The organism is Sphingomonas sp. Ag1, from assembly GCF_000980895.1.
GTDB classification, from domain to species: Bacteria; Pseudomonadota; Alphaproteobacteria; order Sphingomonadales; family Sphingomonadaceae; genus Sphingomonas; species Sphingomonas panaciterrae.
On the sequence record NZ_LAZX01000054.1, the window covers coordinates 1 to 7275 of the forward strand.

The following is a 7275-nucleotide window of genomic DNA, read 5'->3' on the forward strand; positions in this document are numbered from 1 at the left end:
GCGTCGGTGACAGCTACGACAACGCTTTGGCCGAGACGATCAACGGCCTCTACAAGGCCGAGGTGATCCACCGGCGCGGACCGTGGCGCAGCTTCGAAGCCGTCGAGTACGCTACCCTCGAGTGGGTCGACTGGTTCAACCATCGCCGGCTGCTCGAACCCATCGGCAACATCCCGCCTGCCGAAGCCGAAGAGCTGTATTATGCTGCCGCGGACAACATCGATATGGCAGCGTGACCCACAACCCAACGCCTCCCGCAACCCCGGGGCGGTTCAGTGGCTCCGTCTGGACGGACGACGAGAACTATGTCGGCCGCACCAAAGCTGTCTATTTCCAGTGCCCAGTTAGCCGTCGCTGCCTAGAGATCCGCGCCGAGAAGCTGGCGAGCATCACCCTGAAGATCGAGGGCAGCAAGCGCGGCAAGAAGGTGCTCAGCGTTCCCAACTTCCGCGACCGCACAATGAGCAACCTGCTCCGCAACGTGGAAATGGATTTGGGCATCGGTGGCGATTGCTGGCTCTGGCTCAACAAGGAGATTGCAGAGCGCCCCGTGATGGAAGCCCTGCGCCCCGACTTCATGTTTCAGGAACCGGCCAAGGGCACGATCACCTATGATCCGTCCAAGCGTTTGAACGGCACCAGCAACCCAGAACTCATCTTCTACACCGATCCCGACGAAACCGCTTCGATCCTCACGGTCGAGCGCCGGATCGGTGACACCAACCGCTACGAGCAGATCGACGCCGACCTGCTCCACATGAGCATCTACAACCCGCTGAGCGCGATCGAGGGTTCGGGTGCCGGCGATGCGATCATGGCTGATATTGCCGCTTACAGGGCGGCTACGAAGCTCATGTATGCCCGTTTCACCAATGGTGGCCGCAAGAGCGGTTGGATCACCATCCCTGAGGTGGACGGCTACAACGAACTAACCGATGACGACAAGGCCAAGCTCCGCGACACGCTCAGGATGCTGCGCGAGGACGACGAGCTAAAGGGCTTGGTCGCTGGCTCCGAGTTCATCGAGAACCAGATGGACTTCAAAGAACTCGATGTGGTGGCCGTGGTGAAGGCGTTGGAACGCCGCATCGCTATGGCCTTTGCGGTTCAGCCCGTCATGCTCGGTTTCGAGGGCGAGACCACCGGCATGAACATGCGAACGGCGGATCGCACCTTCTACACCGGCTGGCTCAAGCCACGCGCTGATTTCGTGCTCGGCCACCTTCAGAGCTTCCTCCGCGACAGCCTGAACGACCCCAAACTGACCATCGAAATCGATGAGACCAAGCTGCCCTACCTTCAGGACGACAAGCTCGACATGGTAGACAAGATGGCTGGTCGCGGCGCGATCACCTTTAACGAATACCGTGAGGCAATGGGCTTTGCTCCTGCTCCTTGGGGCAACAAGCCGATCCCTGTTGCCGGTGCTGGCGAATCCCTCTCTCAGAGTGGCGGTAAAGACCCCGAGCAGCAGCCGGACAATCAGCCCTCGCGAGAAGTCGCACATAATGCCGATACGAGCCGCCGCGCCAGTCAGCGCGCCTAATCAATAAATAACAGCGGAGTTTCACGAGATAGGATCAACCAGAATGAACGCACCTTTCCTGACGAAGAGCTTTAAGGCTGGTCCTATCAATGACAACGAGGTCGAAGGTCTGGCATCTGCTTACGGCAACATCGACCATGCCGGCGATATCGTGGAACGCGGCGCTTACAAGCGCACCCTAGATCGCTTCAACGCTTCCACGAAGGGAATGCCCTTCCTGGCGCATCACAGGCACGACAAGCCCATTGGCCGCATTCTGGAACTCAGGGACAGCGACGAGGGCCTGTACTTCAAAGCGCGCTTCTCAGACAGCCACGATGGTCAGAACGTCCGTTCTCAGTTCCTAGATGGAACCCTAGATAGCTTCTCAATTGGCTACCGCGTCCTTCAGAAGCAGTCCGATCGCGTCAACGATCGCAAGGTGCTCCGCCTGAAGGAGATTGCGCTACACGAGATTAGCGCAGTCACATTCCCCTGCAACGAGCTTGCAAAGCTGACCGCCGTTAAGGGCGATATTGCTTCCAGCTTCCCCGATCTCAGCCTTGAGGACCAACAGCGCGTAGCGGACTTCGCTGCAACGCTCATGTCCAAGTCGGTGATGACGGACGAGGAAGTCGCAGAGGCGATTGCAGAGGGTGAAGCCCTGCTTACCGCCGTGGACAAAACTGTAGCGGCTAGAGAAATCGCAGACGCCGAAGCTGGCATCGACACCAAGTTCGATGACCTCTGGCTGGCTTACCAGATCAGAAAGCGCCTCGGCCGCTAAATAGAAACACTGGAAGCATTGCTTCCAACCGGCACTCCCAAGGGACTCGCCTCTCAGACAGCAGGACCCGCTCTTCAGCCCTCCTCTGAACTCCATTTCAGAGGTGAAAAGTGAACGAAGAGAACATCAACAAGCTGTTTGAGGAACTGGCTACCAAGGCCAACTCCGAAGACGCAGTGAACAAGGCAGAGGTTGAAACTCTGCGCGGCGAAATCGCTGACCTGCGCGAGCAGATGGCCCGCAAGTCGCAGACCAAGAGCCACACCGCAGAAACCAACGCACAGGACGACGATCGCCTCGCAAAGCTGGCGTTCGTGAAGGGCCGTTACGCCATCGAAGACGGCGACGTGAAGGCAACCGAGTTCTCGCGCCTCGTCGGTGAAGAGGGCGGCAACACCGTTCCTACCGTGTTCGACGGTGAGATCACTCGCGGCCTCGCAAAGCTCAGCCCAATCCGCAGCCTGTCCCGCGTCGTGTCGGTCAAGGCCAACCTAGAGCGCATCATCAAGATGCGTGTCGGCGGTGCTGCAAAGACCAAGGCGGAAAAGGCAGCTTACACGCTGAACACCACCGATCTGTTCGGTAAGCTCAGCTGGGGCACGTCTGAGATTGTCGACCAGCAGCGTCACACCTCGTGGGTGTCGGACGATCAGGAATCGATCCTGAACCTCGCAGCAGAGCTTCAGGACAGCATGATCCTGAACATCGCTGAGAAGGAAAGCGACCTGTTCCTCAACGGCACCCAGACGAACACCGTTCAGGACGTTCCCGGCCTGACCACCACCCGTATGGGCCTTCTGGCACAGACCGCGCTCACTTCGGGCGTCAACAAGTACACCGACGTTTTCGGTCAGCTGGCAACGGTTCAGGCTGTTGTTCCTGCCACCGGCAACTACCTGTCGGACGCGGTTCTGAAGCTGCGCTCCACTCTCCACAGCAACTATCTTCAGGGCGCAGTGCTCGTGTTCAGCAGCGATGTTGAACTGGCTCTGTTCATGGAGAAGGACGAGAACGGTCGTTCGCTTCTGCGTCCAGCAGACGCAAGCATTGCTGGTGGCTTCGCTGGCACCGTCCACAACATGCCATACGTCATCGACGACTCCATGCCGACGATTGCTGATGCGCTTCAGGACGGCACCCCAGCGGTTCTGCTCGCTGACTTCAGGAAGGCATACACCATCGTTGACTTCGGCGCGATGAAGTGGGTTGTCGATCCAATCACCGAGCCACAGTACGTCAAGTATTCCGCTCGTCGCCGCGTTGGCGGTGCAATTGTTGACTATAAGGCAATCCGCGCACTTGAGCTGGTAACGGCTTAATCGCAAAACAGGGAAGCCCGGCTGAGAAGCCGGGCTTCTCCATGTCCAAAGCAGGCCACCGCTAAATACCCGACAACTATGTCGAGGATGGAGCATTGGTACTAGAGACTACAGGACCAGACGCCAACAGCTGGCAGACTATTCCACAGGCCAACCAGTTCCTCGTGGACTTCGTTCATCCCCTGCTCGGCCTTTCGCCTGAGCTTGGCGCGGATGACGGACCCTACCTGATCGAAGCGGCCAAAGAGATTAGTCGAATGTGGACGTGGAAGGGCCAGCCGGTCGATCCACTCCAAACGCTAGCATGGCCCCGCAAGGGCGTATCGCTTGAGCCAAAGAAGGCTGGACCCGATTGGTTCGCCCGCACCTATCCGCATCTCGATCCGTGCGCCGAGGAATACGCGCGCTTTATCATGTTCGAGTCCCCCGGCCTGCTCGCCTCGCCGGAATTCCTACCCGAAAGCACGATCCCGAAGGACATTCTTGAGGCTCAGGCGATCCTAGCGGCCTTCAAGGTCCGCAATATCACGCTCTGGCAGGACAACGCATTCAACGCGTCCGAGGTGAAGCTGGACGGTGTTGGCACGATCAAGCCGACCAACGCTGTCGCGGCTGCTGATGCCGTGTTCATGCGCCTCGCGCGCTGGGGATCGTTCAAGGGCACGTCGATCGTAAGGCCAGGCGGTGCGCGCTAATGGCCGGGATCTACGATAACTTCGCTAGCGCGGCTTCCCAGCTGCTCAACGGGCCGCTTGGCGGCAAGGGCCGGCTCCGTCGCAAGAGCGGTGGCGGTTATGACGACAACGGCGATCCCGTTCCTGTCACTCAGCGTGACATTCCCGTCGCGTGCGTGGTGAAGACCAAGGAAGTCTGGAACGCTGGCGCGTATCTGGGCAGCAAGCTCGTCGCGGTGCTCGACAACAAGGTAGAGCCGCAGCCCAATGACGAGCTGATCGTCGGCGCGAAGACCTACACCGTCATCGAGGTAGCAGCGAAGGCACCAGCCGGAACGGTCATCACCTATGAAGTGGTGCTCGGCTGATGGCGCGCTCCGGTATCTCGAATCTGGGTGGCGTCGTGAAGAGCTTGGCCGCGGCCAAGCGTAAGGCGATTGCTGATGCCGGGAAGGTCATTCGCGTCACCGCGAGTGAGATACTCGACGGAGTTATCGACGGCACGCCAGAAGACACCAGCGTCACGATCGGTGATTGGCAGACCGCCATCAACACGACTCCCACCGACAAGCTCGACAGCCCCGATCCCGGCGGCACGGCTGCCAAGGCACGAGGTCAGGCAACCATTCTGACCGCGAAGATCGGTGACAAGATCAACATCGTCAACAATCAGGATCACGTCGAAGGACTGAACGCAGGGCGAGCAGTGAGCAAGCCATCCGGTTGGATCGAAGCCGCGATCGACAAAGCCACGCGGAGGCGACCATGACCGGACACAGCACAGATATCGACGCACTCAGGAAGCGCGCAATCACGGGATGGAAGTCGCTAGGCTCCCCGGTTCCGCTGCTCTTCGACAATAACCGCGCAGACGCGAAGATGCCGGCTTCATTCATCCGCTTTTCGGTTCGTCCCGGCACTGAGGAACAGCGCAGCCTTGGCAACTCTCGTGTCCGCGTGAACCGCGAAGGTCGCGTGTGGCTGCAAGTCGCTATTCCGATCGGCAATCCAGACAGTGAAGCATGGGCGCTAGTCGATCAGGCCAAGTCCCTGTTCGTACGCTGGCGCGCTGCTGACCTCAATCTGCGTTGCTGGGAAGCGGACACGCGAGTTGTGCCGGATACCAAGCACTACATCGTTGCGGTCTGCATCCGGTACACCAGCGACCGGGCTGAAACCGCTTAAGCTCTTTCAGACCGACCGAGGCGAAAGCCACGATACCATGCATCGTATTCAAGCGCGCCCTTAGTATACGGGCACGTACGCAATATCTCGTTGTGAGCTTTACCCGCCGAGCGGCCATGCACGAATGCCTGTGCCACAGACAACGGCGAGTGCAAATACGGCGACTGAGTAGAAAGAGCATCCGCCATGACGATCACCCATTCAATCTGAGTCGACTCAGGTTACGCCGCTTCGCTCAACTTGTCGAGTCTACGCTGATGTTGATGGGCCTCAACTAAATACGGTGAGGCCAATTCGCGGCCCGTAGCTTTTTAGGAGGCCGCAATATGGCAATTAATCCATCTGATACTGAATTCGCTATCGCGGTTGGCACGGCAGACACCGTTGCTCCCACCGCTCCTGCTTTCAAGCGACTCGAAACCATTGTTGGTTCGAACCTGAACGCAACTGCAGATCCCATCGTCAGCCAGACCCGACGCAAGGGTCGCACGAACGCCGGTCAGCGCCTCGTCAATCCTCGCGTTGAGGGCACCCTCAACACGGAGTTCGTAGCTGGTGACGCTGCAACGGAGCTTCTGCTTGAGAGCGCATTCTCGGGCAGGTTCGACGCTGAAGGTCTGCTGAAGGCCGGCACCACCGAGACGAACCTCTTTGTGGAGCGCAAGTGGCAGGACGGCGCAGTGAGCATGTTCACCCGTTATGCTGGTTGTGTGGTTTCGGAGTTTGCTCTGAACGCTGAGTTCGGTGGCATCGTCACTGCTGATTTCACCGTCCTTGGCCTTGGCCGTCTCGATCCATCTAACGCTGCCCTCGCTGGCGCTGCCTACGCGGACGCTTCGACCGCATCAAAGCTGGCTGGTCCCGACGTTAAGAACATCGTGATCGAGGGTCTGGGCGAAGTTGATTACTCGACCCTCTCGCTGACTATCTCGCAGGCACGTGAGACGCAGGGCAAGCTGGGTTCGGCATTTGCGCGCGGCATTGGCACCAGCGGCAAGACCGTTGAACTGGCCGCCTCGCTTTACCGCAAGGACTTTGGCCCTGAGAACCTGATTAAGAACGGCATTGAGAACCCCGCCGTTCGTATCGAGTTCGACATGACCATTGATGGTGAGGGTTACAAGGTAATCATCCCAGCTGCCCAGCCTTCGTTCCCAGAGGACGCAGAAGAGGGCGCTAACCAGATGGTGAACGTGACCTTCTCGCCAATCGGCGACGCAGTAAGCGGTACAGACATTATGATCCAGAAGATCACTGCCTAAGCTCTAGCTTAGGAGTGCGGATGGAGTCGGTGGTTTCAGGTCCACCGACTCCATTTCCTTAAGCGAGCTAAATATCGTGCGGTGATGAACACCGCCTCAAAAAACCTGAGGTGATTAAATGGAATTCGATTTTGACCTGCCAGAAACCGTTGACGAGACCCGCGAGATTGAGGTCCGCAAGGATGGCAAGTGCTGGGGCGTTTTCGACGTAAAGCACCAGTTCGTTGGATCGCCGGAATGGCTGATCGACTACAAGCGTCACACTGCCAAGCTGAGCCGCCGCGAGCGTGATCGCATTGACGATCCGCAAACCGCAGAGGACATTCAGCTGCGCCGTGAGATCCTCATCAGTTTCTTCGTGGACAAGTTCGTAACGAACAGCAAGGCGATCCCGTTGAAGACCGGCGAGTGGAAGCACTCCAAGAACGCGCTGGTTGCATACCTGTCGAGCCCGGCAGTCATGTTTGTTTATGAAGAGCTTTCTGACTTCTCCAGCGATGCTGCGAACTATCGCGCCGCTGAA

Annotated in this window: 10 protein-coding genes; all 10 read left to right on the forward strand. The window is 58.5% G+C overall.

What is annotated here, in order from left to right:
- Positions 1 to 236, forward strand: a 236-nt coding sequence (locus XM50_RS00745) for an integrase core domain-containing protein (RefSeq protein ID WP_046406564.1), incomplete at its 5' end; no start/stop codon positions are given.
- The gene (locus XM50_RS00750; RefSeq protein WP_046406565.1) at positions 233 to 1546 is read left to right on the forward strand and encodes a phage portal protein; all 1314 of its coding nucleotides are present in this window, start codon (positions 233 to 235) and stop codon (positions 1544 to 1546) included. The genes XM50_RS00745 and XM50_RS00750, both read left to right, overlap by 4 nt.
- 43 nt (positions 1547 to 1589) lie before the next feature.
- Positions 1590 to 2312 carry an HK97 family phage prohead protease gene (locus tag XM50_RS00755; protein ID WP_052742315.1) on the forward strand — a complete coding sequence of 241 codons (723 nt, stop codon included), beginning with the start codon at positions 1590 to 1592 and terminating at the stop codon, positions 2310 to 2312.
- Positions 2313 to 2422: 110 nt separating this feature from the next.
- Positions 2423 to 3631, forward strand: coding sequence for a phage major capsid protein (locus XM50_RS00760; protein WP_046406567.1), 1209 nt, complete (start codon positions 2423 to 2425; stop codon positions 3629 to 3631).
- Between the two features lie 95 nt (positions 3632 to 3726).
- Positions 3727 to 4326: a DnaT-like ssDNA-binding protein gene (locus XM50_RS00765; RefSeq protein ID WP_331386548.1), complete on the forward strand. Its 600-nt coding sequence runs from the start codon at positions 3727 to 3729 to the stop codon at positions 4324 to 4326.
- Complete coding sequence (locus XM50_RS00770) at positions 4326 to 4673, forward strand: hypothetical protein (protein WP_046406572.1); 348 nt, start codon at positions 4326 to 4328, stop codon at positions 4671 to 4673. The genes XM50_RS00765 and XM50_RS00770 overlap by 1 nt, the downstream gene beginning before the upstream one ends.
- The gene (locus tag XM50_RS00775) at positions 4673 to 5074 is read left to right on the forward strand and encodes a hypothetical protein (RefSeq protein ID WP_046406574.1); all 402 of its coding nucleotides are present in this window, start codon (positions 4673 to 4675) and stop codon (positions 5072 to 5074) included. Before XM50_RS00770 ends, XM50_RS00775 begins: the two co-directional genes overlap by 1 nt.
- Positions 5071 to 5490 (forward strand): phage tail terminator-like protein, encoded by a 420-nt coding sequence (locus XM50_RS00780; protein ID WP_046406576.1) that lies wholly within the window; start codon positions 5071 to 5073, stop codon positions 5488 to 5490. The genes XM50_RS00775 and XM50_RS00780 overlap by 4 nt, the downstream gene beginning before the upstream one ends.
- 326 nt (positions 5491 to 5816) lie before the next feature.
- Positions 5817 to 6752, forward strand: a complete 936-nt coding sequence (locus XM50_RS00785) for a phage tail tube protein (protein WP_046406578.1) — start codon at positions 5817 to 5819, stop codon at positions 6750 to 6752.
- Positions 6753 to 6870: 118 nt separating this feature from the next.
- Positions 6871 to 7275: hypothetical protein (locus XM50_RS00790; protein WP_046406580.1), on the forward strand; the 405-nt coding region annotated here is incomplete at its 3' end.

What these genes read in the sequence shown, in the direction of transcription:
- XM50_RS00755 (WP_052742315.1), top strand. Translation starts at nt 1,590, where the DNA reads ATGAACGCACCTTTCCTGACGAAGAGCTTTAAGGCTGGTCCTATCAAT.
- XM50_RS00770 (WP_046406572.1), top strand. Translation starts at nt 4,326, where the DNA reads ATGGCCGGGATCTACGATAACTTCGCTAGCGCGGCTTCCCAGCTGCTC.
- XM50_RS00785 (WP_046406578.1), top strand. Translation starts at nt 5,817, where the DNA reads ATGGCAATTAATCCATCTGATACTGAATTCGCTATCGCGGTTGGCACG.
- XM50_RS00775 (WP_046406574.1), top strand. Translation starts at nt 4,673, where the DNA reads ATGGCGCGCTCCGGTATCTCGAATCTGGGTGGCGTCGTGAAGAGCTTG.
- XM50_RS00780 (WP_046406576.1), top strand. Translation starts at nt 5,071, where the DNA reads ATGACCGGACACAGCACAGATATCGACGCACTCAGGAAGCGCGCAATC.